At 70.4% G+C, this 25591-nt stretch carries 21 protein-coding genes; 9 read left to right on the forward strand and 12 right to left on the reverse strand.

Annotated elements, in window-relative coordinates; translation table 11 throughout:
* The first annotated feature begins 88 nt into the window (after positions 1-88).
* The 4 genes from AB0I10_RS13465 (at position 89) to AB0I10_RS13480 (ending at position 3481) form a co-directional block, all read left to right on the forward strand.
* A complete protein-coding gene (locus AB0I10_RS13465; protein ID WP_363152573.1) occupies positions 89-871 on the forward strand; it encodes a PAS domain-containing protein in 783 nt (260 codons plus the stop codon).
* An 88-nt stretch (positions 872-959) separates the two neighbouring features.
* Complete coding sequence (locus AB0I10_RS13470; RefSeq protein ID WP_363152574.1) at positions 960-1421, forward strand: universal stress protein; 462 nt, start codon at positions 960-962, stop codon at positions 1419-1421.
* A gap of 107 nt (positions 1422-1528) precedes the next feature.
* Positions 1529-1744 (forward strand): dodecin, encoded by a 216-nt coding sequence (locus tag AB0I10_RS13475; RefSeq protein ID WP_363152575.1) that lies wholly within the window; start codon positions 1529-1531, stop codon positions 1742-1744.
* Positions 1745-2032: 288 nt separating this feature from the next.
* The gene (locus AB0I10_RS13480; protein WP_363152576.1) at positions 2033-3481 is read left to right on the forward strand and encodes an amino acid permease; all 1449 of its coding nucleotides are present in this window, start codon (positions 2033-2035) and stop codon (positions 3479-3481) included.
* 122 nt (positions 3482-3603) lie between these two features.
* On the opposite strand, the gene AB0I10_RS13485 is transcribed toward AB0I10_RS13480, so the two are convergent.
* A complete protein-coding gene (locus AB0I10_RS13485) occupies positions 3604-4065 on the reverse strand; it encodes a hypothetical protein (RefSeq protein ID WP_363152577.1) in 462 nt (153 codons plus the stop codon).
* Positions 4066-4394: 329 nt separating this feature from the next.
* On the opposite strand from AB0I10_RS13485, the gene AB0I10_RS13490 reads away from it, so the two are divergent.
* Together AB0I10_RS13490 and AB0I10_RS13495 are read left to right on the forward strand one after the other, a co-directional pair.
* A complete protein-coding gene (locus AB0I10_RS13490) occupies positions 4395-4886 on the forward strand; it encodes a MarR family winged helix-turn-helix transcriptional regulator (protein WP_363152578.1) in 492 nt (163 codons plus the stop codon).
* A gap of 201 nt (positions 4887-5087) precedes the next feature.
* On the forward strand, positions 5088-7556 hold the full coding sequence (locus tag AB0I10_RS13495) for a hypothetical protein (RefSeq protein ID WP_363152579.1): 2469 nt from the start codon (positions 5088-5090) through the stop codon (positions 7554-7556).
* A gap of 35 nt (positions 7557-7591) precedes the next feature.
* Here the strand turns inward: AB0I10_RS13495 and ispG are convergent, their stop codons facing one another.
* The 7 genes from ispG to AB0I10_RS13530 are packed head-to-tail and all read right to left on the reverse strand — an operon-like array spanning position 7592 to position 17682.
* Complete coding sequence (gene ispG, locus AB0I10_RS13500; RefSeq protein ID WP_363152618.1) at positions 7592-8725, reverse strand: flavodoxin-dependent (E)-4-hydroxy-3-methylbut-2-enyl-diphosphate synthase; 1134 nt, start codon at positions 8723-8725, stop codon at positions 7592-7594.
* A 55-nt stretch (positions 8726-8780) separates the two neighbouring features.
* Complete coding sequence (locus AB0I10_RS13505; RefSeq protein WP_363152580.1) at positions 8781-10565, reverse strand: 1-deoxy-D-xylulose-5-phosphate synthase; 1785 nt, start codon at positions 10563-10565, stop codon at positions 8781-8783.
* A gap of 20 nt (positions 10566-10585) precedes the next feature.
* Complete coding sequence (locus tag AB0I10_RS13510; RefSeq protein WP_363152581.1) at positions 10586-11569, reverse strand: 4-hydroxy-3-methylbut-2-enyl diphosphate reductase; 984 nt, start codon at positions 11567-11569, stop codon at positions 10586-10588.
* Entirely contained in the window at positions 11566-15300 is a 3735-nt protein-coding gene (locus AB0I10_RS13515) for an ABC transporter ATP-binding protein (RefSeq protein WP_363152582.1), read from the reverse strand. The genes AB0I10_RS13510 and AB0I10_RS13515 overlap by 4 nt, the downstream gene beginning before the upstream one ends.
* Positions 15301-15348: 48 nt before the next feature.
* On the reverse strand, positions 15349-15972 hold the full coding sequence (locus AB0I10_RS13520; protein ID WP_363152583.1) for a 4'-phosphopantetheinyl transferase superfamily protein: 624 nt from the start codon (positions 15970-15972) through the stop codon (positions 15349-15351).
* A gap of 1 nt (position 15973) precedes the next feature.
* A complete protein-coding gene (locus AB0I10_RS13525; RefSeq protein WP_363152584.1) occupies positions 15974-16183 on the reverse strand; it encodes an MbtH family protein in 210 nt (69 codons plus the stop codon).
* A 56-nt stretch (positions 16184-16239) separates the two neighbouring features.
* Positions 16240-17682, reverse strand: coding sequence for a glycosyltransferase (locus AB0I10_RS13530; protein ID WP_363152585.1), 1443 nt, complete (start codon positions 17680-17682; stop codon positions 16240-16242).
* Here AB0I10_RS13530 and AB0I10_RS13535 point away from each other — a divergent pair.
* Genes AB0I10_RS13535 through AB0I10_RS13545 form a run of 3 tightly spaced genes read left to right on the forward strand, consistent with a single transcriptional unit; the run spans position 17682 to position 21354 of the window.
* Positions 17682-18959 carry a glycosyltransferase gene (locus tag AB0I10_RS13535; protein ID WP_363152586.1) on the forward strand — a complete coding sequence of 426 codons (1278 nt, stop codon included), beginning with the start codon at positions 17682-17684 and terminating at the stop codon, positions 18957-18959. The two genes, AB0I10_RS13530 and AB0I10_RS13535, sit on opposite strands and share 1 nt — an antisense overlap.
* Positions 18956-20350 (forward strand): NDP-hexose 2,3-dehydratase family protein, encoded by a 1395-nt coding sequence (locus tag AB0I10_RS13540; RefSeq protein ID WP_363152587.1) that lies wholly within the window; start codon positions 18956-18958, stop codon positions 20348-20350. The genes AB0I10_RS13535 and AB0I10_RS13540 overlap by 4 nt, the downstream gene beginning before the upstream one ends.
* Positions 20347-21354, forward strand: coding sequence for a Gfo/Idh/MocA family oxidoreductase (locus AB0I10_RS13545; protein WP_363152588.1), 1008 nt, complete (start codon positions 20347-20349; stop codon positions 21352-21354). The genes AB0I10_RS13540 and AB0I10_RS13545 overlap by 4 nt, the downstream gene beginning before the upstream one ends.
* A gap of 65 nt (positions 21355-21419) precedes the next feature.
* Here the strand turns inward: AB0I10_RS13545 and rfbB are convergent, their stop codons facing one another.
* From rfbB to AB0I10_RS13565, 4 genes are read right to left on the reverse strand one after another with little or no spacing between them, the layout of a single operon-like run.
* The gene (gene rfbB / locus AB0I10_RS13550) at positions 21420-22403 is read right to left on the reverse strand and encodes a dTDP-glucose 4,6-dehydratase (protein WP_363152589.1); all 984 of its coding nucleotides are present in this window, start codon (positions 22401-22403) and stop codon (positions 21420-21422) included.
* Positions 22400-23467 (reverse strand): glucose-1-phosphate thymidylyltransferase, encoded by a 1068-nt coding sequence (locus AB0I10_RS13555; RefSeq protein WP_363152619.1) that lies wholly within the window; start codon positions 23465-23467, stop codon positions 22400-22402. The genes rfbB and AB0I10_RS13555 overlap by 4 nt, the downstream gene beginning before the upstream one ends.
* Entirely contained in the window at positions 23464-24342 is an 879-nt protein-coding gene (locus AB0I10_RS13560; RefSeq protein ID WP_363152590.1) for a hypothetical protein, read from the reverse strand. Before AB0I10_RS13560 ends, AB0I10_RS13555 begins: the two co-directional genes overlap by 4 nt.
* 22 nt (positions 24343-24364) lie before the next feature.
* On the reverse strand, positions 24365-25579 hold the full coding sequence (locus tag AB0I10_RS13565; RefSeq protein ID WP_363152591.1) for a DegT/DnrJ/EryC1/StrS family aminotransferase: 1215 nt from the start codon (positions 25577-25579) through the stop codon (positions 24365-24367).
* Between the last annotated feature and the right edge of the window lie 12 nt (positions 25580-25591).

A 25591-nucleotide genomic window follows, 5' to 3' on the forward strand; every position in this document is an offset into this window, starting at 1 on the left:
CCCGATGTGCAGGTCACGACCGGACAACTGCATGATTGTGCAGTGGTTTTTCACTGCCGGCTCTTGCAGGCTGACGGGAGATGGGGCAATGGACAACGGGGGTGCCGACGGCATGGCGGGCGGTACGGCGGGCGAGGACGCGCCGCACACGAGCGGAGCGGAGGGGACGAGCAGAGCCTGCGGGACGCCCGGAACGCAGGAGACGAGCGGACCAGCCGCCCCCGCCGGCCGCGCCGGACCGCGGGACCCGGCCGGTCCGTACGCCGAGGGCCCCTGGCGCAACTACTTCCTGATCCTGCTGGACCGTATCCCCACCCCGATCGCGGTGTGCCACGCCGACGGCGAGGTGCTGATCGCCAATCCGGCGATGGCCGCGCAGTGGGGCGCGGCGCCCGGCCAGCTGCGCGGCCGCAATCTGCTGGACCTGTTCCGGCCACGAGCGAAGGAACAACTTCACCGGATCGCCGAGGCGGTGCGGCTCGGGCACCGGTCACGCTACCCGGTTGAGGTGCACTGGCGGTCCGCGTCCGACGGGTCGGAGCGGGAGGGCGAACTGACGGTGGATCCGGTGGGCGACCCTTCGGTGCAGCCGCCCGCCCTGCTAGCGCTCCTGCGCGTCCGCGACGCCCCTCCCCCGCCCGTGCCGCGCGGCACGGCCAGCCCGGTGGAGGCCCGGATCCTGGCGCTGGCCGCCGGGGGCGCGACCACGGCCTCGATCGGCACGGCGCTCGGACTGACGGTGGACGGCGTCAACTACCACCTGACCCGGCTGGCCCGCCGCTGGCGGGTACAGGGCCGTACCGCGCTGGTCGCCAGGGCGTACGTCCTGGGTGTGCTGTCCCCGGGCAGCTGGCCGCCGGCTCCCGCCTGACCGAGCGGTGGGAGACCCTTCCGGCGCGGGAGACCGTTCCGCGTGCCCGGGGATCGGCCGGCATGCACGTACGGTTAACCTCCCGGGTGTGGAGGAGAACGCAGCCGCGCCATTCGAGCGCGGAACGGACGGCCCGAAGGTCATCGTCGTCGGCGTCGACGGCTCCGACTCGTCGTGGCGGGCCGCCGCGTACGCGGCCGGGCTGGCCAGGCGCCAGGGGTCGAAGCTCGTCCTGGTCTACGTCCAGCCGGTGCTGCCGGCCGGAGCGGCGATGGGCGCCCCCGTCGTGGACGCGACACACGAGGTCGCCGAGGAGCTGATCACCGAGATCCGCGAGGCGACGGAGCGGCTCCAGGGGATCTACGCGGTGCGCTGGGAGTTTCACACCCTGCGTGGGGACCCGTACAACGGCATGGTGCAGATGGCCGATGAGCTGAAGGCCGACGCGGTGGTGGTCGGCGCTTCGGAGTCGGCCGGCCACCGGATCATGGGGTCGGTCGCGGTCCGCCTGGTCAAGGCCGGGCGCTGGCCGGTCACCGTCGTCCCGTAGCCGACGGCACGGCCCGCCCGATCCCCTCTCCGCTGGTGGGGCTCGTCGCCCTGAGGCACGGTGGAAGGTGCACGGGCGGAGCGCCGCCCTGGCGAGGGGAGACCACCGTGACCGACCGCACCTATCGCGTGACCGAGATCGTGGGCACATCCCAGCAGAGCGTGGATGCCGCGGTCCGCAATGGCATCAAGCGCGCTTCGGAGACGCTGCGCAACCTGGACTGGTTCGAGGTCACCCAGGTCCGCGGGCATCTCGTCGACGGCGAGATCGACCACTACCAAGTCGGGCTGAAGGTCGGCTTCCGGCTGGAGGACGCCGAGTGAGCCCTGTGAACTGAACGCGTCCATGGCGCCCCGGCGTCCATGGGAAGAGGGCGCGTCAGCGCTTTCTGCCCGGCCGGAGGTCCGGTCGTCGCCGGGCTAGGTATTTTGCCTGTGTGGGTGGGGTGTTGCGGGCCGATCAGGTGACCGTGAGCACGGGTCCCGGCCTGTCCATTCACAGACTTCCGCAACACGCAATAGGGAGTTGCCTTCCTTAGGCGCCGCCGAAGGGCCATGATGATCCGCCGTCGGACGAACGGACGAACGACGGAGCATTCGGAGGGATCACGCATGCGGCTGCGCGCGGGACAGGGCGTATTGCGCCGGAAACCGATTGATCACATCACGGAGGCGGAAGGCGCCGCGAGCCAGCAGCTCACACGGACGCTCGGCCTGTGGCAGCTGACCGCCATCGGCGTCGGCGGCATCATCGGCGCGGGCATCTTCACCCTCGCCGGCACGGTCGCGAACGGGAAGGCAGGCCCCGCCGTCCTGATCTCCTTCCTCGTCGCGGGTGTGGCGAGCGCCGCGGCCGCCTTCTCGTACGCCGAATTCGCCGGGCTCATTCCGAAGGCGGGCTCGGCCTACACGTACGGCTATGCGGTCCTCGGTGAGCTGGCGGGCTGGTTCATCGGCTGGGACCTGCTGCTGGAGTACACGGCGATCGTGGCGGTGGTCGCGATCGGCATCTCCGGCTATTTCAGCTTTCTGCTCGGCGAGATGGGCGCCGAGCTGCCGAAGTGGATGCTGGGCGCGCCGGGGACCGGCGACGGGCACCGGGTGGACCTGTTCGCCGCGTTGCTGTGTCTGCTGATCGCCTATCTGCTGACGCTGGGCATCAAGAACGCAGCGCGCTTCGAGACGATCGTGGTGGGCCTGAAGGTCCTGGTGGTCCTGCTGGTGATCGGCGTCGGCGTCTTCCATATCAAGTCCGGGAATTACGAACCGTTCTTCCCGTTCGGGGTGGGCGGCGCGTTCACCGGCGCGGCCACCGTCTTCTTCGCGGTCTTCGGCTATGACGCGATGAGCACCGCGGCCGAGGAGTCCAAGGACGCACAGCGCCATATGCCGAAGGCGATCATGTATTCGCTGGCGGTCTCGATGGTGCTGTACGTGCTGGCCTGCCTGGTCCTGACGGGTATGCAGGACTACAGGGACATCGACCCGGAGAGCGGCTTCTCGACGGCGTTCAAGTCGGTGGGCCTGAGCAGCCTCGCGGATATCATCGCGGTCGGCGCGATCATCGGCATCCTGACGGTCATGTTCACCTTCATGCTCGGTGTGACCCGGGTGTGGTTCTCGATGAGCCGGGACGGGCTGCTGCCGAAGTGGTTCGCCAAGACCAGCCCCAAACACCATGTGCCGACCCGGGTGACCTGGATCGTCGGCGGCGCGTCGGCGCTGATCGCGGGCTTCCTGCCGATCGGTGAGGCCGCCGAGCTGACGAACATCGGCATCCTGCTGGCATTCGTGGTGGTCTGCGTCGCGGTGATCGTGCTCCGCTACAAGCGCCCCGACCTGCCGCGGACGTTCCGTACGCCGGGGATGCCGGTGGTGCCGGCGATCGGTGTGTGCTTCTCGATCTGGCTGATCACGTTCCTGGAGTGGCAGACCTGGGTGCGCTTCGCGGTCTGGTTCGCCATCGGCCTGGTCATCTACTTCGCGTACTCCTACCGGCGCTCCGAACTGGCCAAGGCGGACCGCGAGACCTCCGGTGCGGGGGACGTCAAGGAGCAGTAGTCAGGGCCCGGTGGTCCGGTGGTGAGGGCCGGCGGTCAGGGCCCGCAGTGACGACGGGGCGGCGCCATTCGCTCAGGCGCCGCCCCTGACTTCCGGCTTCTCCGTTCTGTCCCGCCGGGCCGTCAGAACACGAACGGGCCCGGGGATTGCGCGGACGTCGCGTTGCAGGTCGCCGTGACGCCGAGTACCACGACCTGGAGCGACTTGGCCTCCAGACTGTCGCCCGCGGCGACCGTGCCGCTGAGCGGCCCGGTGGAGACCGCGCTGCCGGCCGGGATCGCCGGGTTGGAGCTACCGCTGAACTCCGTCGTCCCGGAGCCGTTCTTGGTGAGCGTGAGCGTCGAGGTGACGGAGTTCGCGCCGATGTCGATGGGCGAGGTGATGGCCGACGTGGACAGGCTGATGGTCGCGGCCGTCCCGTCCTGGGTCGCGGTGAGCGTGGCCGTACCCGAGCCGTAGGTACCGCAGTCGAAGGAGATGGTGGCGGTGTCCGGCGTCACCGGGGCCGGCGCCATCGCGAGGGTGCCCGCTATGGCGATTCCGACGCCGAGTACCGTGCCGGTTCCGAGCTTGCCGTGTCTCATGGGGGTACCGCCTTCGTGAGGGGGGTGCAGGCCTGTGGCACCGGCTCACCGGAACACTGGATCACCGGCTTTTCGCGGCCGGAGCGATGGGGGGGAGAGCGAGCGCCACGCGGGGCCGCGGCTCGGCCCCCGTACCGACCATCCATCGTGTGTGGACGTGCGGGTGGAACTGACGAATGGTCAGCAACCTGAATCGCTGACCATTGAGACACGCCACCCTGAAGAGAGCAAGCGAGGCACCTCATGATTTTTGATGTGTCACCGCCAAATAATCGCCAGGGCGATCGCCGGCGCGCCCGGCATCCCTACGGCGAGGTAGCGTCACGATCATGAAACCGATAACCGGCGGCATCACCGACCAGGCGCCGGCCGATCCGGCTGTCACCGACGACATGCTGGCCGGCCAGCCCATCGGCTACTGGAGCGGTCTGGCCCACACGACCGTCACCCGGCACCTGCGGGACGCCATGGCCAGGATCGACGTCACACAGCCGCAGTACTGGGTACTCAACTGTGTGAACGCCTGGCCCACGGCGCCGAGCCGTGCGGAGGTGGCCACCCAACTGACCCCCCTCGCGGACGGGCCGCACGATATCGCGCGGGTCGTCGACCAGCTGCTTCACCGCGACTGGCTTCGGCTCGACACCGGGCAGCGCCTGCACCTCACCGACGCCGGGGAGGCTGCCAGGCTGCGGCTGCGCGAGCTGGTGACCGAGCTGCGCGCCGTGGTCCACAAGGGCATCAGCGACGAGGAGTACGTGGCCGCGCTCAGGGTGCTGCGCACGATGGTCGCCAACGTCGAGCGCGACGGGGGCTTCTAGACGCAAGGGTGGGGGTGGGGTGGGTCCGGGGGCTGTCCGAGGGCGTTGTCAGTGGGGCGTGTCACGATCGATTGCGTACGGATCGATGTCTGGCCGGTCGATGTCTAGGCCAGTCGTTGTGTAGGCCGGTCGATGTGTAGGCCGGTCGATGTCTAGGACGTCTGTGTACCGCTCGACCGCTCCATGAAGGGATCCGCCACCGTGACCGACAGCTCCCGCTCCGCGCTCGGCCTCGCTCTGCACCTCGCCGACCGGGCCACCGCCGATGCGCTCGCCGAGCGGCTGCGCCCGGAGCTGCTGGCCGCCCTCACCGACCGGTTCGGGCTCCCGGAGGGGATCGTGGCGGAGCTGGCCGGTCCGGACGCGGCGGGGCTGCGGGCAGCATTGAACGCCGATCCCGAGGAGTTCCTCATAGCGGCGGCGGAAACCGGCGATCCGCTGGTCGGCCGCGCGGTGTGGAGTGCGCTGAACCGCCCCGGCTCGGGGCTCACCGAGAGAGCGAAGGACAACCTCGTGTCGGTTGTGCTGCGCGCCGCCGACCCGACGGACGACCGCTGGTTCGGCGACGACGGCCTGGTCACGGTGCTCCAGGACGAGGGCACCGCCCCCACCTTCCTCCTGACCCTGACCTGTGGGCTCGCCGAGCTGGTCGCTCATTCCGTCGTAAGGCTCGGTCCGCATCTGCCCCCGCCGGTCTTCCTGGACGGCTGTATCACCATGGCGGAGCTGGCGGGCGGCGCAGGGATCGCGTCGTTCCTCCGCGGCGTCGAGAAGATCCCGCAGCTGGCCGATCTCGGGCACCCCGGGCTGCTGGACCTGTTGCGGCAGGCCGCGGCCGCCACCGACCCGGAGGGCTTCCTGAGGGAGCGCCGGCCCGCCGGGGAGTGGACCGATCCGGCCCAGGTGCGCACCCTGCTGGAACTCCGCCACGGCAACGCCCCTTCGGCGAAGCCCGACGGCCTCGACTGGGACCTGATCCGACGCGAGCACAAGCGCCTCCCCTTCGGCGAGGAGACCCGCCGTACGCCGGACCATCGGGAGGGCAGCCGGCTGCTCCGGCTCGTCCAATGGGAGGGCTGCCCCGCCGATCTGGTGATGGAGAGCTTCCAGGACGTCCCGGGAAACACCGCACGGCTCGCCGCCAAGCTGCCCTTCGAGGCACTTGCGGAGCCCGGAGAGGCACACCGGGTGTTCCTCGACGATGTCCTCGGTCGCGGCATCCGCGAGGGCTGGTTGCCCGTGGACCGGGTCCTGACCGAGGTGAGGCCGGTGGACGAGGTGTTGCGCGCGCTGCCGTACGACCATGAACCGACCCGCAAAGCCCTCGCCGGGCTGCTCACCCGGCTCGGCACGGACCCCGTCAACTGGCTGACGTGCTACGCCCGGATGGGGCGCTCCCCCGGGAGCAGCGTCGCCGAGCTGATCGCGGACGCCGCCTCGACGGCCACCCGCAGGAAGCGCTACGCCGACTGGCCACGGCCGCGGGAGGCGGAATTTCCGGCCGCCTACCCCGAGCCCAACCGGAAGGCGTTCCTCGACTTGCTCCAGTGCGCCTCAGACGAGGTGCAGATTGCCGTCGTCCCGTACTTCGACGCGCTGGCCGTACAGCAGCTCCTCGTGGACGGCGATCCGTCTCCGGCGGTCCGCGACGCGGTGGTGGCCGCGCATGGGGTCGCCGCGCAGGTCGCGATGGCCGCCGCGGACGGCCTCTCCGCCGAGAAGCTGACCTGGCTCCTGGATCTCGACGAACCGGCGGTGGACGCCCAGTTGTTCCGTTACGCCGGTATCCAGGGGGCCGAGCGGGAACGGATGCTGGCCGGACGGCTGCGGGGCGGCGGCACCCGCACGGTCCCCGAGGAGCTCCTCAGAGTGCTGGCGGAGATCGGCGTCGGACGCTACCGCCGCTGGCTCGTCTCCGGCGTGGAATCCGGCGACCTCGGCGTGGCCCGGACGATCCTCGGCCGGTTGCGGCTGCGGGTACCGGCCACCCGGGCCCGGCTGCTGACCGCCGTATGGGAGCGCGGCGGCCCGGATGCCGTACGGGAGTTGCTGGCCAGGGACCGCCTCCCGGTGCGTCTACGGCGGTGGACCGAGCGGGCCCTCGACGCCCCGGACGGCCTGGAGCGGCTGCGCGCCCGGCTCGCCGAGGAGGAGTCGCCGGCCAAGCTCATGGAGTTCCTCACCAAGCCGCCGAGCACCAGGCCCGAGGTGCGGTTGCGCCTGCTCCTCGCCGAGGGCATCGAGCCGCCCTGGTCGGCACTCGTGGCAGCCCACCGCGCCGGCACCCTCCCCACCGGTCTTCTGGACGAACTGGTCCGCCACTTGGACTGCCCGCGCGAACTGCTGATGGCGGCTCTGGGCCGCACCCCGCAGTCCGAAGCGGACTGGATGGGCCGCGCCCTGAAGCGCGGCACGCTCACCCTTGAGGACCTCCTGACCCACGCGGCCCCCGCCCGGGCAGCCCTCGACCACCTGCGCCGGTACGCCGATGACCGAACCGCCGAAAGGGGCCGGCTGCCCGTCCGTGACCGGGCCGCAGCCCTCGCCCAGGAGCATCTGGCCACGGACGTCGAAGCCTGGGCCGTCTGCCTTCAGCTGTTCCCGACGTTCGCCGGCACGCTTCCCGAACTCGCCGCGACGGCAAGGGCGATGACGCGCATTCATGTCTGAGACTCCGCAAGGTTCTTGAGGAGTGTGCCCAGCCGCTATCGGTCGTCCGTGGTGATCGCGCCGGATTCGGCGAGTCGGAGGGCCTCTTCGATCAGGGTTTCCGCGATCCGGGATTCCGGGACCGTACGGACCACTTCGCCCTTGACGAAGATCTGGCCCTTGCCGTTTCCGGAGGCCACGCCGAGGTCGGCTTCGCGTGCCTCGCCAGGGCCGTTGACGACGCAGCCCATGACGGCGACGCGCAGCGGGATGTCCATGCCGTCCAGGGCGGCGGTGACCTCGGCCGCGAGCTTGTAGACGTCCACCTGGGCGCGGCCGCACGAGGGGCAGGAGACGATGTCGAGCTTGCGCGGGCGCAGGTTGAGCGCCTGGAGGATCTGGATGCCGACCTTGACCTCCTCCACCGGAGGAGCCGAGAGGGAGACCCGGATGGTGTCCCCGATGCCCTGGCGCAGCAGCGCGCCGAAGGCCACGGCGGACTTGATCGTGCCCTGGAAGGCGGGACCGGCCTCGGTGACGCCGAGGTGGAGGGGGTAGTCACAGGCTTCGGCGAGCAGTTCGTACGCGCGGACCATGACGACGGGGTCGTTGTGCTTGACGGAGATCTTCAGGTCGTGGAAGTCGTGTTCGGCGAAGAGCGAGGCCTCCCACAGGGCGGATTCGACCAGGGCCTCGGGGGTGGCCTTGCCGTGCTTGGCCAGCAGGCGGGCGTCGAGGGAGCCGGCGTTGACGCCGATCCTGATGGGGGTGGAATGGTCGTTGGCGGCCCGTGCGATGTCCTTGACCCGGTCGTCGAACTTCTTGATGTTGCCCGGGTTGACCCGGATCGCCGCGCATCCGGCCTCGATCGCCGCGAAGACGTACCGGGGCTGGAAGTGGATGTCGGCGATCACAGGGATGGGCGACTTGGTGGCGATGGCGGCCAGAGCGTCCGCGTCGTCCTGCGACGGGCAGGCGACACGCACGATGTCGCAGCCGGCCGCCGACAGTTCGGCGATCTGCTGGAGCGTCGCGTTGACGTCGGCGGTGACGGTGGTCGTCATGGACTGGACGGCGATCGGGGAATCGCTGCCGACCCCGACCTGGCCCACCTGGAGCTGGCGGGTTCTGCGGCGGGTCCCCAGCGTTGTCGGCGGTATCGGCGGGATACCGAGTGCGACCGTCATGATGTCCCTTTCCTCTTCCTTCTGCGTGGTGTGGTGACGGGCGGGCCGGCGGGCCGGGCTAGCGTTCGGCGCCGGCCGTGGCGGTTGCTTCGTGGCAGGTCAGGGCCTCGACAGCGGAGCGGAAGATGCCCTGCCCCGTCAGACCGCTGCGGGCGAGGATGTCCTCGCGTCTGCCGTGCGGGAGGAACCGTTGGGGCACACCGAGATTGCGTACGGGCGTCGGGGCGCCGGCGTCGGCCATCGCCTGGGCGACGGCGGCGCCGGTTCCGCCGGCGCGGCCGCTGTCCTCGACGGTGAGGACGGTCCGGTGGCTCAGCCCCAGTTCGACCAGGGCGGGAGCGACGGGCTTGATCCAGCGGGGGTCGATGACGGTGACGCCGACGCCGTAGTCGGTCAGGCGCTGTGCGGCGTCCAGGCAGGCGCCGGCCATGGTGCCGATGGAGACGAGGAGTACGTCGGGCGAGCCCGTTCGGTGGAGTACGTCCATGCCGGCGACCGAATCGACGGCGGGGACGGCCGCGCTGACCGTGCCCTTGGGGAAGCGGATGGCGGTGGGGCCGGTGGTGACGTCGACGGCTTCGCGCAGGGCCCGGCGCAGGGTGACGCCGTCGCGGGGGGCCGCCACGCGCAGTCCGGGTACCAGTTGGAACAGCGACAGGTCCCACATGCCGTTGTGGGAGGCGCCGTCGTCGCCGGTCACGCCGGACCGGTCCAGGATGAAGGTCACCGGCGCGCGGTGCAGGGCGACGTCCATCAGGAGCTGGTCGAAGGCCCGGTTGAGGAAGGTCGCGTACACCGCCACCACGGGGTGCATGCCGCCCAGTGCGAGGCCGGCGGCCGACGTGACGGCGTGCTGCTCGGCGATGCCCACGTCGAAGGTGCGCTCGGGGAAGCGCCGGGCGAACTCGGCGAGTCCGGTCGGCCTCAGCATGGCCGCGGTGATGGCGGCGATGTCCGGGCGCCGGGCTCCGAGTTCGGCGAGTTCCTCCCCGAACACCGAGGTCCACGAGGGCGACGGGGTACGGTCCTGGGCGGTGCCGGCCGCGGGGGTGGCACGCACCGCGTGGAAGCGGTCGGCCTCGTCCTGTTCGGCCGGGGCGTATCCGCGGCCCTTCTCGGTGACGCAGTGGACGACGACGGGGCGGCGGAGCGCGGCGGCGTCACGCAGCGCCGCTTCGAGCGCGCCGATGTCATGGCCGTCGACCGGGCCGGAGTAGGCCAGGCCCAGGTCCTCGAACAGGGGGGTGCGGTCTCCGGCGCGCAGCCGGGCCAGGTGGTCGGCGATGCCGCCGATGGTGGGTGCGTACGAGCGGGTGTTGTCGTTGAGCACGACGACCACCGGGCGGTGCGGTGCGGCGGCGATGTTGTTGAGGGCCTCCCAGGCCATGCCTCCGCTGAGGGCGCCGTCGCCGATGACGGCGACCACCGCGCGGTCGGTGACGCCCCGGAGGTGATGAGCCTTGGCCAGTCCGTCGGCGTACGACAGGACCGTCGAGGCATGGGAGTTCTCGATGACGTCGTGCTCGGACTCGGACCGGGAGGGGTAGCCGGAGAGGCCGTCGGGCTGCCGCAGTGTGTCGAACGCCGCGGCACGGCCGGTGAGGATCTTGTGTACGTACGTCTGGTGGCCGGTGTCCCAGAGGATGGTGTCCCGCGGGGACTCGAAGACCCGGTGCAGGGCGATGGTCAGTTCGACCACGCCCAGGTTGGGACCCAGGTGTCCGCCGGTGCGGCAGACCTTCTCCACCAGGAACCGTCTGATGTGCGGGACGAGTTCCTGTGCGGCGGCCGGGCTCAGGGCCCGCACATCGGCCGGTCCGTGTATCGACTCAAGTGGCGGCATGACACTTCCCTTGCTGGTCGTCAACGGGCCTCGTCGGCCAGAGGGGTTCGCGGGACGCGGCCGGTGACCGGGTCGGCGAGCCGGGCGGGCATGGCGAAGACGACGTCCTCGGTGGCGCCGGTGTCCACGTGGACCTCGGTGTGGCCGAGCGAGGTGATCCGTTCCACCAGGCCGCGAACCAGGACTTCGGGGGCACTGGCCCCGGAGCTGATGCCGATGCTGGACACCGACTCCAGCCAGCGCTCGTCCAGATGGCTCGCGTCGGGCACCAGGTGGGCGGCGCAGCCGTGTTCGCGTGCCACTTCCACCATGCGGATGGAGTTGCTGGAGTTGCGTGAACCGACCACGAGGACCAGGTCGTTGTCGCGGGCCAGGGACTTCACGGCGTTCTGCCGGTTCTGGCTGGCGTAGCAGATGTCATCGCCGTGCGGCCCGACGATGTCGCTGAACCGGCGGTGCAGGGCGTCGACGACCCGTGCGGTCTCATCGAACGACAGGGTGGTCTGGGTGAGATAGGCGACGGGGGTGTCGTCGGGCAGGTCGAGCCGTTCGACGTCCTCCTGGGTCTCGACGACGATCGTCTGCTCGGGTGCCTCTCCCCGGACGCCCTCGACCTCCTCGTGGTGCTCGTGCCCGACCAGCAGGACGGTCCGGCCGTCGCGGGCGAACCGCACGGCTTCCTGGTGCACCTTGGCCACCAGCGGGCAGGTGGCGTCGATGACCTCCAGCCTGCGCCCGGCCGCTCCGGCCCGTACTGCCGGAGAGACGCCGTGCGCGGAGAAGACACACACGGCGCCCTCGGGCACCTCGTCCTCGCTGTCCACGAAGACCGCGCCGCGTTTCTCCAGCTCTCCGACGATGTGATGGTTGTGCACGATCTCCTTGCGCACATAGACAGGTGCGCCGTGCAGGTCCAGGGCGCGCTCCACGATGCCGATGGCACGGCGTACGCCCGCGCAGAACCCTCGGGGCTCGGCCAGGACGATGCGCTGGTGGGTGGTCATAGGAGCCTTCCTTGCGTCTGGAGCCCGGTGGTGGATGTGGTGAGGGCCGGGACGTACGTGGGGGCGGGGGCCGGCCGCGCCTCGTGGGCGCGCCAGAGCCTGGCGTACAGCCCGCCCAGCGCCAGGAGTTCGTCGTGGGTGCCGTCCTCGCTGACCCGTCCCTGGTCGAGGACGACGATGCGGTCGGCGCGGGCGGCCACGGCCAGCCGGTGGGCGACGATCAGCGCCGTGCGGCGTGTGGTAAGCCGGTCGGTGGCGTGGTTGACCAGTGCTTCGGTCGCCGGGTCCAGGGCGGAGGTGGCCTCGTCCAGCAGCAGGATGTCCGGTTCCACCAGCTGGGCCCTGGCCAGGGCGATCAACTGCCGCTGCCCGACGGAGAGATTGCCGCCGCCTTCGGTGATCCTGTGCTGGTAGCCGCCGTCGAGACCTGCGATGACCTGGTGGGCGCCGGTCTGCCGGGCCGCCTCCTCGACTTCGGTGTCGGTGGCGTCCATGCGTCCGTACGCGATGGCGTCCCGGACGGTTCCGGCGAACAGGTGGGACTCCTGAGGTACGACGCCGAGCCGCTGCCGGAAGCCGGTCAGGTCGAGTTCCCGGAGGTCGGCGCCGTCCACGAGGACCGCGCCGGCGGTCGGGTCGTAGAACCGGGCGGCCAGTTTCACCAGGGTGGACTTGCCGGCTCCGGTCTCGCCGACGAAGGCGACGCGCTGGCCGGCGGGGATGCGCAGAGTGACGCCGCTGAGGCCGGGTGACCCTGCCGCTCCCCCGCCGGTGCCGTAGCGGAAGTGCACATCGTCGAAGACGATCTCACCGCGCAGCCGCCGGACTTCGCGGGGAGCGCCGGGCTCGGGGGTGCTGCTGCGCAGTTCGAGCATTTCCTTGACCCGGCCCAGGGACACCGCCGCCTGCTGGTAGCTGTCGAAGAGCTGGGAGAGCTGCTGCACGGGGGTGAAGAACAGTTCCAGGTAGAGCAGATACGCCACGAGTGTGCCGATGGCCATCGATCCGTCGGCGACGCGTCCGGCGCCGAAGGCCAGGACCAGCGCGGCCACCACGGCACCGACGAACTCGATGAGCGGGAAGTACAAGGCCATCAGGTACTGGGACCGCACCCGTGCCTGGCGGTAGGCATCGCTGTGCTCGGTGAACCGCCGTACGGTGGCGTCCTCACGGCGGAACGCCTGCGCCAGGCGCATGCCGGCGGCGGACTCCTGAAGGGTGCCGTTGACGACCGCGGTCCGCTCCCGGGCCAGCCGGTACGCCTGTACGGACCGCTTGCGGAACACCGCCGTGGCGGCGTACAGGGCGGGCAGCGCCAGCACGACGACCAGCAGCATCCAGGGGTCCGCGAGCAGCAGGGCCACCATGACGCCGGCCAGGGTGAGCAGGCTGACCAGGAAAGCGATGAGCCCGGTCTGCAGGAACGCGGACAGGGAGTCGACGTCCGTGGTCATCCGGGTCATGGTGCGGCCGGCCGCCTCCTTCTCGTAGTGGTCGAGACCGAGCCGGTGCAGCTGGGCGAAGACCCGGATGCGCAGGGCGTACAGCATGCGCTCACCGGTACGTCCGGTCACCCGGTGGGATCCCCACTGGGCCGCCCAGCGGAGCAGGATGATCAGCAGGGCCCCGGTGCAGGAGATCCACAGGGCGGTGGGTGACGCGCTGACGGAGGCTTCGATGCCCTGCCGGACGGCGTAGGGCTGGGTCAGTCCGCCCACCGCGTCGGCGGCGACCATCAACAGGCCGAGGGTGATCGGGAGTCGGAAGCCGCGCAGCAGGTCGCGCAGGCCGAATGCGCCTCCGGTGTCGCGGGCGGCTGCGGCCTCGTCCACGTCGGGCGCGTGTGCGGGGGCGGCCGGCCCGGACCGGGCGCTCCTCCGGTGCCGGCCACCCCTGCGGTGCCGGCCGGACACCGGGTGCCGGTCGCGGCGGCGCGGTTCGGAGGTGGTGAGCGGGTCCGCGTGGTCGTGGACCGTGTCCTCGGCATCGGCTCCCGAGCCGTGGAAGAGGTCACGGAAGAGGGCGCAGCGGGCCAGGAGTTCTTCGCGGGTGCCCAGGTCGGCCAGTCGTCCGCGGTCCAGGACGGCGATGCGGTCCGCCATGGCGAGGGTCGATTTCCGCCGGGCCACGATCAGCGTCGTCCGTGGCGTGGTCAGGTCGCGCAGCCCGTCTTGGATGGCCGCCTCTACGCGGGTGTCGACGGCGGACATCGCATCGTCCAGCACCAGCAGGCGCGGCTCGGTGAGCAGTGCGCGGGCGAGGGCGGTGCGCTGGCGCTGACCGCCGGAAAGGGCCTGGCCGCGTTCGCCGGTGGGAGTGTCGTAGCCGTGCGGGAGGGCCGAGATGAATCCGTCGGCCTGAGCGACGCGTGCGGCGGCGCGTATCTCGGCGTCGGTCGCGTCGGGGCGGCCGTACGCGATGTTGTCGCGGATGCTGCCGGAGAAGAGGAACGTCTCCTCGGGGACCAGGCCCAGGATGCTGCGCAGGGAGTCGTAGGTGAGGTCGCGTACGTCGACGTCGCCGACCCGTACGGATCCCTCGGCGGCGTCGTAGAACCTGCCGAGGAGAAGGGCGAGGGTGGACTTGCCGGAGCCGGGGCGCCCGACGACGGCGACCGTCTCGCCGGGTTCGATCCGCAGGGAGAAGTCGTTCAGGACGGGGCGGTCCGGGTCGTATCCGAAGGTGACGCGGTCGAACTCGACGGCGACGGCCGCTCCTTCGGGCAGCCGTCCGGTGCCTTCGGTCAGGTCCGGCCGGGCGTCGACCAGGTCGAGGACCCGGTTGATCGCGGCAACGCCCTGCTGACCCACGGTCAGCAGCCCCACCAGCATGTTCAGGGGAACGACGAGGTGGGTGAGATAGGCGGAGAAGGCGACGAAGGTGCCGAGTGAGAGCTCGCCCCGGATCGCCAGCCATCCTCCGAAGGCCAGAATGCCCACCTGGGCGAGCGCCGGTACGGCCTGGAGCATCGGTTCATAGCGGGCGGTGAGCCGCAGGACACGCACCCGGCCGGCGAACAGCCGCCGAGCCGCCGCGGTCAGCTTGGCCATCTCCTGTCGTTCCTGGCCGAAGCCCTTGACGACCCGGATGCCCGTGACGGAGCCGTCCACCACCCCGGCCACGGCCGCCGCCTGGTCCTGGGCGTACCAGGCGGCCGCCAGCATCCGGGGCTGGCTGCGGCGGGCGATGAACCACAGGGTGGGGACCATGGCGAGCGCGACCAGGGTGAGCCGTGGGGACAGCACGCCCATCACGGTCACCGCGGCCACGAGGGTGGCGATGTTGGTGACCATGGCGGGCACCACCGAGACCAGGCCGTGGACCATGGTGAGGTCGCTGGTCGCGCGTCCCACGAGCTGACCGGTGCTCAGTTCGTCCTGGCGTGACCCGTCCAGGCGGGTGAGCGAGCGGAACAGGTCCGACCGCATGTCGTGCTGGACGTCGGCGGCGAGCCGGCTCGCGAAGTAGCGCCGCAGGAACGTCAGGACGTACGCGCCGGCCGCAGCCGCCAGGAGCAGGGCGATCCAGGGCGCGAGCGGGCGGGTGGAGCCGACGATGACGTCGTCGATGACCACCTTGGTGATCAGCGGGACGGCCACGCCCACGACCGTGGCGCCGAGCGCGCCGACGAGCGAGAGCAGCATGCCGCCGCGGTGCCGCAGACAGTAGCCGACCACCCGCCGCAGCCAGCCGCCGCGGCCGGCTCGTTCGTCACGGACGTGCGCCGCCACTGGCCGGCCTCCCTTCGTGCGGTGGGTTCGTTGACGGGGTTGCGTGGGTCAGCCGCCGCTGACGGCCACGGCCAGGACGTGACGCGCGGAGCCGGCCGGCAGGACCGCGCTGGCGGTTCCCGGGTCGTCCGGCAGCGGCCGGAGCCGGCCTGCCGGCCGCAGCGGCGGGGCCTCGGGGGGCGGCGGTATCCGCTGGGTGAGGCCGCCGTCGCGCAGGCCGTGCCCGCGTGCCTTGCCGATGGCTTCCTTCTGGGTCCACAGCCACAGGAAGGCGTGGATCCTGGCGTGCCGGGGACTGCGGGCGACCCAGTCCGCAGCCGTCTCGTCCAGCCAGCGACGCGCCATCGGTACGGCGGGGAGCGGTCGTACGGTCTCGACGTCCACGCCGACCGGGTGGTGCCTGCTGAGGGCCACCGCTCCGGCTCCCGTGCTGTGGCTGAGGCTCACATGCAGTCCGGCCGCCGGGCCGGTCAGCCGGGGGCGGCCGCCGGGCTCGTATTCCAGCCGGATGCGGCCGACGGGGCCGCCCGTGATCGCCGCCGCGGCGCCGACGAGTGCGGCGTGGGTGGCGCGCCGCTCGTCGCCGGCCGCGGTCTCCCCCCACACCACCGTCACCGGGCCGGTGTCCGGCAGGGCGGAGGTGAGGGATGAGGTGAGGGGGGAGGTGAGCACGTCAGCCCGCCATCTGGCGGACCAGGCTCTGCGGGCGCATATCGGTCCAGTGCTCCTCGATGTAGTCGAGGCACGCCTGGCGGCTGTCCTCGGTGTGGGCGACGTCCCAGCCCGCGGGTACCTCGGCGAAGCTCGGCCAGAGGGAGTGCTGTCCCTCGTCGTTGACCAGAACCAGGTAGCGGCCCTCGGCGTTCTCGAACGGATTGGTCATGTCCTCGCCTTTTCCTGTGTGTGTTTCTCTGTCTGTTCACTGACTGCGGTCTTGCTTCAGGCCGCGATCTTCTCGATCACACGGACCGCGTTCTCGGCGCCGTTTTCCGGAGCGGTCCGCTCGGCCAGGTCGGCGACCGTACGGGCGATGTCCGGGTCGGTCACCGCCCGGTGGAGGGCAGCGGCGAGTGTGTCCGCGGTGAGTTCCCGGTGTTTGACCGGTGCGGGTGCGACACCGAGTTCATGCAGGTGGTTCGCCCACATCAGGCCCTCCTTCTGGAAGGGGCAGATCACCTGAGGGATGCCTGCCTTCAGTGCCGCGTTGTGCGTTCCGGTGCCGCCCGGATGAACCGCCGCACGAACCCTCGGAAACAGCCAGTCGTACGGGATCTCCGCTTCGACGAGAATGTTCTCGGGCGGGTCGGGAATGACGACTCCGCCCCAGCCCGTGACGACGACCGCCCGGAGTCCGGTCCTGCGGACCGCTTCCACCACTGCCCGGCCGGTGTTTTCCGGATCGATTCCCAAGTGGCTGCCGAATCCGAGGAAGATGGGCTTCTCCCCGTCGTCGAGAAAGCGAAGGAGCCGCTCCGAGGGCCGCCAGCCCGGGGTGCCGGGCAGCATCCAGAAGCCGGTGGTGTGCACCCACTCGGGCCAGTCGGCAGCCGGCTCGACGACATGCGGGCTGAAACCGTGCAGGACGGGCGCCGGAGTTCCGTCGGCGCGGAACCTGTTGTCCAGGAACCCGTCGCGCGGCGGAAGCCCCAGCACTTCGGTGCGCCACCGGGCGAACAGGTCGGCCAGCGGCCCCTTGATGGGGTTGTCGTTGGCCCTGGCGTGCTGTTCCAGGTTGTCCGGACGCTCCTCGAACGTGCCGACCTGCGCGGGATAGCGCCGGGAGGCCACGAAGTGCGGGTAGAGGCTGGCGAGTACGTGCGGAACGCCCAGCTTCTCGGCGATCTGGTGCACGGCCTGCCGTGAGGAGTGCGAATGGAGCACGATGTCCGCGCCGTCGGACGCGGCGTCCCACATCTCTTTCAGCATCACCGGATAGAGCGTGGGAAATACCTCGTTGAAAATACGCTCCCGGGCCTTTTGGTAGGCGTCCGTGGTCCGTTCGTTGTTGACGAGTATCTCCCGGACGTCGGGCCGGGAGTGGAGTTTGACCGCCTCATCGCTGACCGGCGCGAAGTCCACACCGTATTCCGCGACCCAGGAGCCGTACATACGAGGCCCCACAAGCGTCGCCGAATGCCCCTCCTGGTTGAGGGCATAGGCCAGCGCCAGATACGGCTGCATATCCCCACGACTGCCATGGGAATATATCAACGCTTTCACGCCCCATGTCCTCCCATCGGTGTGACCCAAAGCTCCCGTCACGCTAGTGCGGGACCGGTACGGGACGCTGGATCGGTTCTGTATGGAAGAAGCTGCCTCTTGCGCGTTGTGCGCACCAATGGAAAGGGTGGGCCACCCGACGACCACGGGAGGCACCGACATTGAAGGCACTGGTCTACTGCTATGGAAATCGGGGCGATGTACAGCCTTATCTGGCTCTCGCGTATGCCCTCGACCTGGCGGGGCACAAGGCCGTGCTGGCGGCGCCTCGTCTCTTTGCTCCGCTGGCGGCCGAATACGGCGTCGAATTCGCCCCGTTGGACGACGGCGCGGTGCGGATTCGGTCCCGGGCCGACATCCGGCAGCTTCAGGTGAACAGTGACCGCCCGTCCGAGGAGCGCGACAGGCAGCGGGCGTCGATACGCCAGGAGATGCTGCCGCTCTACTCGGCCGTGCTGCGGGACATGTGGGAGGCCGCGGCCGGCGGTGCCGATGTCGTCATCCACTCGCACGCCTTCCGTGAGGCGGTCCCGCAGATCGCCGAGAAGCTGGGCGTGCCGCATGTCCTGGGGGCGCTCTACCCGAACTTCGTCGTGTCACGGGACTATCCCTCGTTCGGCCATCTGTCGGCGGTGTTCTCGGACCGTGCGGACCACAGCAGGACCGATGTCAGGACCTTCCTCGGGCCGGAGGTCGTCGAGGCGGTCGCGCACTGGCGCGAGCACACGCTCGGGCTGCCGCCGCGCGAAGGCTTCCTGGACTTCCGGCAGGACGCCGACGGCACCCCGACGCCCGTTCTGCACTCGTTCAGTCCGCACGTCCTCCCGCCCGGTTCCGACTGGCCCGACTCGGTCCACACGGACGGGTTCTGGCATCTGCCACCGGCCCCCGGCTGGCAGCCTCCGGAGCGGCTGGTGCGTTTCCTGGAGGAGGGCGACCGGCCCGTCTTCATCGGCTTCGGCAGCGCGGTCGGCACGGATCCCGAACACACCCGGCGTCTGGTGCTGGACGCCGTACGGCAGACCGGATACCGGGCGGTCATCGTCGCCGGCTGGGGCGCGCTCGACATCGACAACCCGCCGGAGAACGTCCTCGTCCTCGATGAGGTGCCCTACCAGTGGCTGCTGCCGCGCGTGCGCGTAGCCGTCAACTCCGGCTCCCTCGGCGCCCACAACGCGGCGCTCACGGCCGGCGTTCCGCAGGTCATCTGCCCATTCGAGGTGAACCAGATGATGTGGGGCGACCATCTGCAGCGGCTGGGCGTGGCGCCCGCTCCGCTCAAACAGCGCGAACTCACCGCGCACGCTCTCGCCGCCGCCCTTCGCACGGCGGCCACCGATCCCGCGATGACGGCCACCGCCGCCCGGCTGGGCCGGCGGCTCGCCGGGGAGGACGGGGCCGCCTCCGCGGTCACCTTCCTGGAGGGGATTCAGCGATGACGCAGACCGCCACGGCGAGTCGGCTGCGACTGCCCGATCCCGGCCTGTCGTCCCGGCTGGCCCTGTCCGCCCGGTGCACCGCGGGCGTGCGGACGAGCACGGCCGACTTCTTCGACTGGTTCGCGGACCGCCGGCTGAAGCACGCGCAGAACGTCGAGCGCATACGCTTCGACGAGCTGGACCGGTGGGGATTCGATCCGGCAACCGGCGATCTCCGGCACGCCAGCGGACGGTTCTTCGCCATCCACGGGCTGCGGGTACGGTCCGACTTCGGCCCGGTCGCCGAATGGACGCAGCCCATCATCAGCCAGCCGGAGTTCGGCATACTCGGCATCGCGATGCGCGAGTTCGACGGCGTACTGCACTGTCTGATGCAGGCGAAGTCGGAGCCGGGGAACATCAACGGGGTTCAGCTCTCCCCCACCGTGCAGGCCACCCGCAGCAACTACACCCGGGTGCACGGCGGTTCGGCCGTGCCGTATCTGGACGCGTTCCGGTCGGCGGAGCCGGGCCGGGTGCTGGCGGACGTGCTCCAGTCCGAGCAGGGGGCCTGGTTCCACCGCAAGCGCAACCGCAACATGGTCGTCGAGGCCGGGCCCGGTGTGGAGGCCGGCGAGGACTTCTGCTGGCTGACCCTCGGTCAGCTCCACACCCTGCTGGGCCACGAGAGCCTGATCAACATGGATGCGCGCACCGTGCTGTCCTGCCTGCCCGATTGGCACACTGCGGGCACCGGCGGCGAACCGGCCGCCGCCCTGCACACCGACCGCGAGATCCGCAGCTGGCTCACCGGCCGCCGGGCCGAGCACGAGGTGGTCACCGAGCGGCTGCCGCTGAACCAGGTGTCCGGATGGCACCGGTCGGCGGACGCGCTGTCGCACGAGAGCGGCCGCTACTTCAGCATCGTGGCGGTGAACGTCAGCTCCCGGAGCCGGGAGGTCCCGGTCTGGTCGCAACCGCTGCTCCAGCCGCACGGGCACGGCTTGGCGGCGCTGCTGGTGAAACGGATCGACGGGGTGCTGCACGCGCTGATGAGCGCCCGGGTGGAGCCGGGGTTCCTGGACGTGGTCGAACTCGGGCCGACCGTGCAGTGGACGCCGGAGAACTACGCCCACCTGCCGGCCGCGGCCCAACCGCCGTATCTGGACCTGGTGTTGGACCGCCGGGTGGCGCGGACCCGCTTCGACACCGTGCTCTCCGAGGAGGGCGGCCGTTTCCGTCACGCCCAGAGCCGCTATCTGATCGTCGAGATGCAGGACGGGGAAGGCGTCGAGGAGACGCCGGACTTCCGCTGGCTGTCCGAGCGTCAGTTGGATGAGCTGCTGAAGTACAGCAGCCAGGTGAACGTCCAGGCCAGGACGCTGGTCGCGGCCCTGCGGACCCTGCGATGACGGCCGCCCGGCCGGTGCGGACGGGGGTGCTGGGCGCGGCGTCGATCGCCTGGCGGCGGGTGCTGCCCGCGATGGCGGAGTGTCCGGACATCGAGCTGGTGGCGGTGACCTCGCGGGACGCCGAGCGGGCCGGCCGGTTCGCCGACCGGTTCGGGTGCGCGGCCGTGTCCGGCTATGAGGCACTGCTGGACCGTGACGACATCGATGCCGTCTATGTGCCGTTGCCCGCCGCGCTGCACCATGAGTGGGCGGCGCGGGCGCTGCGGGCCGGCAAACACGTGCTGGTCGAGAAGCCGATGGCGACGACCGCCCGGGAGGCCCGTGAGCTGGTGACGCTCGCCGAGCGGGCCGGCCTGGTGCTCCGGGAGAACTTCATGTTCCTCCACCATCCCCGGCATGACGCGGCGGCGAAGCTGCTGAGCTCCGGCCGGATCGGTGAACTCCGCGCTCTGCACGCGGCGTTCTGCATTCCGCCGCTTCCCGGCGAGGACATCCGTTACGCGCCGGAACTCGGCGGCGGGGCGCTGCTGGACGCGGGGGTGTATCCGCTGCGGACGGCGATCCGGTTTCTGGGCGGCGGACTGCGGGTGACCGGGGCGACTCTGCGTACCCGGGCGGCGGACGGCCTGGACCTGTCCGGGCAGGTACTGCTCGCCTCCGACGCGGGGGTGCTCGTCTCGCTCGACTTCGGTTTCGAGCACAGTTACGGGGCGCGGTACTCACTGTGGGGCAGCCGGGCACGCATCAGCACGGAGCAGGCGTTCAGTCCGTCCGCGCAGTACCGGCCGGTCCTGCTGTTGGAAGAGCAGGACCACACCGAGCAGTTCGTGCTGCCGGCCGCCGCCCAGGATCTGCGGTGTGTGGCGGACTTCGCCGCAGCGGTGCGCGGCGGCGGAGCTTCGGCCGGCCCGGAGGAGGCCCGGTGGCGTGCGGATGCCGTGACGACGCTGGAGTTGGTGGACCAGGTCCGTGAACGGGCGGTGCGTGTGCACACCGACGGGTGACCTGCGGGGTGACGGCGACACGAAAGGGCCCGGGCTGTCGGATCAGCCCGGGCTTCTTCGTCCGCTCACAGGGCGGCTCGCGTCATCAGCGGCTCCCACCAGGCACGGTTGTCCCGGTACCAGCGGACCGTTTCCGCCAGGCCGGCGGTGAAGTCCTTGCGCGGCCGGTAGCCGAGTTCATCGCGAATCCTGCTCCAGTCGACCGAGTAGCGACGGTCGTGGCCCTTGCGGTCCTCGACGTACTCGACGCTGTCCCAGCCGGCTGCGCAGGCTTCCAGCAGCAGCCCGGTGAGCTCCTTGTTGGTCAGTTCGGTGCCGCCGCCGATGTTGTAGACCCGCCCCGGCAGGCCGCGAGTGCGCACGAGTTCGATGCCGGCCACATGGTCGTCGATGTGCAGCCAGTCCCTGACGTTCAGCCCGTCGCCGTACAGGGGTACCTGGCCACCGTCGAGGAGGGTGGTGATGAAGCGGGGGATGAGTTTTTCGGGGAAGTGATGATGTCCGTAGTTGTTGGAGCAACGGGTCACCCGGACGTCCATGCCGTGGGTGCGGTGGTACGACAGGGCGATCAGATCGCTGGACGCCTTGGACGCCGCGTACGGTGAATTGGGCGACAGCGGGGCCGACTCGGATGAGGATCCGGTGGGCACGGAGCCGTACACCTCGTCCGTGGAGATGTGCACGAAGGTGCCCAGGCCGGCCCGCAGGGCCGCGTCGAGCAGGTTCTGCGTCCCTACCGCATTGGTCCGTACGAACTCGGCGGCGCCGAGGATCGAGCGGTCCACATGCGACTCCGCCGCGAAGTGCACCACCTGGTCGTGCCGTCCGACCAGGTGCCCGGCGAGCACGGGGTCGCAGATGTCGCCTCGCACGAAGGAGAATCCCGGGCGGTTCCGCACCGGGTCGAGGTTCGCCGGATTGCCCGCATAGGTGAGGCTGTCGAGCACCGTGACATGGACGTCGCCCGGCCCCTGGGGGCCGAGGAGGGTGCGCACGTAGTGGGAGCCTATGAAGCCGGCCCCGCCGGTCACCAGAACCCTGGTCGTCATGAGGAGATCTGCACCTTGCTGTGGTCGCCGAGAATGAGCCGGTGTGCGGCGGGGGCACGGGGAGCCGGGGTGACCTCCACATTACGGCCGATCAAGGATGCCTCCACCCGGCGGACGCCGGTGATGGAGGAGCCGGGCAGCACGATCGAGAACTCGATCTCGCTGTCCTCGATCCGGCACTCCTCGGAGATCGAGGTGAAGGGACCCACATACGAGCCGGTGACCTCCGCATCGGGCCCGATGATCACCGGACCGACGATGCGCGAGCGGCGCACCACGGCTCCCTTGTCGATCCGCACCCGGCCGACGATCTCGGTGGCCTCGTCGACCTCCCCCGCGACCAGCGGCTCGATGGACTCCAGGACCGTGCGGTTGACTTCGAGCATGTCGACGACGTTGCCGGTGTCCTTCCAGTACCCGGAGATCGTCGTGGACCGGACGTCCCGGTGCCGGTCGATCAGCCACTGGATGGCGTCGGTGATCTCCAGCTCGCCGCGCCACGACGGGGTGATGGCGCGTACGGCTTCATGGACGGCCGGGGTGAAGAGATAGACGCCGACCAGCGCGAGATCGCTCTTGGGTTTCTCCGGCTTCTCCTCCAGACCCACCACGTTGCCCGTCTCGTCGAGCTCGGCGACGCCGAAGGCGGTGGGGTCGGGGACACGGGTCAGCAGGATCTGCGCATCGGGCCTTCGGACCCGGAACTCGTCCACCAGGTCCGTGATGCCGCCGATGATGAAGTTGTCACCGAGGTACATCACGAAGTCGTCGTCGCCGAGGAAGTCCTTGGCGATGCGCACCGCATGGGCCAGACCGAGCGGTGCGGACTGCGGGATGTAGGTGATGTCCAAGTCGCCGAAGCCGCCGCGTTCGACGGCCGTGCGGATCTCCTCGGCGGTGTCGCCGAGGACGATGCCCACCTCGGTGATCCCCGCCTCGGCGATGGATTCGAGGACGTAGAACAGGACCGGCTTGTTGGCGACGGGAACCAACTGCTTGGCCGAGGTGTGGGTGATCGGGCGCAGCCGGCTGCCCGTGCCGCCGGCGAGGACGAGTGCTTTCATGTCCACGAGACGACCGTGTCGTCATCGATGAAGCCGAATATGCCCGCGAGGGTGGTACGGCGGCTGCCGGGGGCGGTGTTGGGCTCCACGGCGTGGATGTGAGCGCCGTTGAAGACATAGATGTCACCGGCGTTGACGTCGATCCACTGGCGCTCGATGCCGTCGAGGGTGTCCATCGGGTAGGGCGAGCCGAGGTGGTGCAGCCCGAGGCGGCGCTTGCTCGTCTCGTCCGGCTGGATGTTCCACACGGCGAGGCGGCCGCCGTCGCCGTTCTCCAGGCAGATGTTGAGTGCGGTGACATGGTGGTCGAGCACCCGCTGGATCTCGAAGTCGGCCTGCTTCGGCTCGATGCACTGGGAGCTGTCCTCGTGCGGGTCGAGCGTGTACTGGCCGGCGCGGTGCCAGGAGCGCAGCAGACCGCGGCAGGCCTTGCGTCCCTCGTGCTCGGCCTGGCGCACGGTGACGCCCTCCGGCGCGAGTGCCTTGGCCAGCCCCTCGTAGAAGCCGGTCAGCGGGTCCTGTGCGATGTCGAGGACCTGCTCCAGTGCCGGGGCGGTCCGCTCGGACTCGTCCAGGTACTCGGTGGTCGTCTTGTGGTAGTGGTACGTCCCCAAGTAGTAGCTGGGGGCGACGGAGACGCGCTTCATCCGGCTCTCGCTGGACCAGAAGCGCTCGGACAGCTCGGCGCAGCTGTCCTGCCCGACCACTCCGCGGAAGATGACGCCCGCGTTGCGGCCCTTGAGGACATCGATGACGGCCTGCGGTTCGAAGGTGGTGTACTCGCGGAAGCGGAAGTAGTCGGCGTCGCCACTCCAGCCGGTGAGCCGCCGGCGGCCGGCGGCGGTCTGCGCGGTCGCTTCGTGTCCCGTGCTCATATGCGTTTTCCTCCCGGTGTGTTCAGTGCGCGGGTCGGCCGACCGCCGACCGGACGATCTCGCAGATCCGGTCGACGTCGGACGTGCTGACGGCCAGGCCCGAGGGCAGTACCAGCACCCGTTCGGCCAGTGCCTCCGTGCCGGGCAGCGGCAGCGGCTGGTGGACGTCGGGCCGCTGCGCGTAGGCGGGCGTGCGGTGAACGCCCGGATGGAAGTACTTCTGGGCGAAGACGTTCTCCGCGTGCAGCGTGGTGAGCAGCTCGTCGCGGTGGACCCGGGTGACGGTCGAGTCGATCTCCATGACGACGTACTGGTGGTTGTTGTGCTCGCCGGTGCCGGGGGTCCGCAGCCGGACGCCCGGGATGCCGGCCAGTCCGGCCTGGTAGTGATCATGGCGCAGGACGTTCGCCGCGATGATCTCGTCGATGTTCTCCAGGGCGGTGAGGCCCATGGCCGCGGAGATCTCGTTCATCTTGGCGTTGGTGCCGCAGGTGAGCACCTCACGGCCGGGACCGAAGCCGAAGTTGCGCATGCGCGCGACACGTTCGGCCAGCTCGGGGTCGTTCGTGGCGACGGCTCCGCCCTCGAAGGCGTTGACGAACTTGGTCGCGTGGAAGCTGAAGATCTCCCCGTCGCCGAAGCCGCCGACGGCCCGTCCGTCCAGTTCGCAGCCCAGCGCGTGCGCGGCGTCGTACAGCAGGGCCAGGCCGTGGTCGTCGGCGATCCGCTGGAGGGCGTCGACCCGGCAGGGTCTGCCCCAGAGGTGGACGCCGACGATGCCGCTGGTGCGCGGGGTGATCAGCTGCTGCACGTGGTCGGGGTCGAGGGTGCCGGTCTCGGGGTCGATGTCGGCGAAGACCGGGGTGAGGCCCTGCCATTGGAGGGCGTGGACGGTGGCGATGTAGGTGAAGGACGGCACGATGACCTCGCCGCTCAGACCGCGGGCGCGGCAGAGAACTTCCAGGGCGGTGGTGCCGTTGCTGGTGGCCAGGACGTGAGCGGCACCGGTGAACCGGCGCAGCCGCTCCTCGAACTCCCGGACCAGCGGGCCATTGTTGGTCAGCCAGCCCCGGTCGAGTGCCCGCTCGATCCGCTCGAACAGGCGCCGCCGGTCGGGAATGTTGGGCGAGCCCACGTGCAGCGGCCGGTCGAAGGCCGGCCGGTCCCCGGACCGGCCCGGGTTCGGACGCCCCGGTGTGGCCCGCTGCGCCGTGGTCTCATGTGTGGTCGCCTGCACGGCGTCTCCTGA

Source organism: Streptomyces sp. NPDC050636 (assembly GCF_040654775.1).
Lineage (GTDB): Bacteria > Actinomycetota > Actinomycetes > Streptomycetales > Streptomycetaceae > Streptomyces.

Excerpts from the sequence above, each read along its gene's own strand:
- AB0I10_RS13490 (WP_363152578.1), top strand. The coding sequence starts at position 4,395 with ATGAAACCGATAACCGGCGGCATCACCGACCAGGCGCCGGCCGATCCG.
- AB0I10_RS13465 (WP_363152573.1), top strand. The coding sequence starts at position 89 with ATGGACAACGGGGGTGCCGACGGCATGGCGGGCGGTACGGCGGGCGAG.
- AB0I10_RS13525 (WP_363152584.1), bottom strand. The coding sequence starts at position 16,183 with ATGACCAATCCGTTCGAGAACGCCGAGGGCCGCTACCTGGTTCTGGTC.
- AB0I10_RS13530 (WP_363152585.1), bottom strand. The coding sequence starts at position 17,682 with ATGTCGGTGCCTCCCGTGGTCGTCGGGTGGCCCACCCTTTCCATTGGT.
- rfbB (WP_363152589.1), bottom strand. The coding sequence starts at position 22,403 with ATGACGACCAGGGTTCTGGTGACCGGCGGGGCCGGCTTCATAGGCTCC.
- AB0I10_RS13555 (WP_363152619.1), bottom strand. The coding sequence starts at position 23,467 with ATGAAAGCACTCGTCCTCGCCGGCGGCACGGGCAGCCGGCTGCGCCCG.
- AB0I10_RS13480 (WP_363152576.1), top strand. The coding sequence starts at position 2,033 with ATGCGGCTGCGCGCGGGACAGGGCGTATTGCGCCGGAAACCGATTGAT.
- AB0I10_RS13505 (WP_363152580.1), bottom strand. The coding sequence starts at position 10,565 with ATGCCGCCACTTGAGTCGATACACGGACCGGCCGATGTGCGGGCCCTG.
- AB0I10_RS13540 (WP_363152587.1), top strand. The coding sequence starts at position 18,956 with ATGACGCAGACCGCCACGGCGAGTCGGCTGCGACTGCCCGATCCCGGC.
- AB0I10_RS13560 (WP_363152590.1), bottom strand. The coding sequence starts at position 24,342 with ATGAGCACGGGACACGAAGCGACCGCGCAGACCGCCGCCGGCCGCCGG.
- AB0I10_RS13485 (WP_363152577.1), bottom strand. The coding sequence starts at position 4,065 with ATGAGACACGGCAAGCTCGGAACCGGCACGGTACTCGGCGTCGGAATC.
- AB0I10_RS13510 (WP_363152581.1), bottom strand. The coding sequence starts at position 11,569 with ATGACCACCCACCAGCGCATCGTCCTGGCCGAGCCCCGAGGGTTCTGC.
- AB0I10_RS13545 (WP_363152588.1), top strand. The coding sequence starts at position 20,347 with ATGACGGCCGCCCGGCCGGTGCGGACGGGGGTGCTGGGCGCGGCGTCG.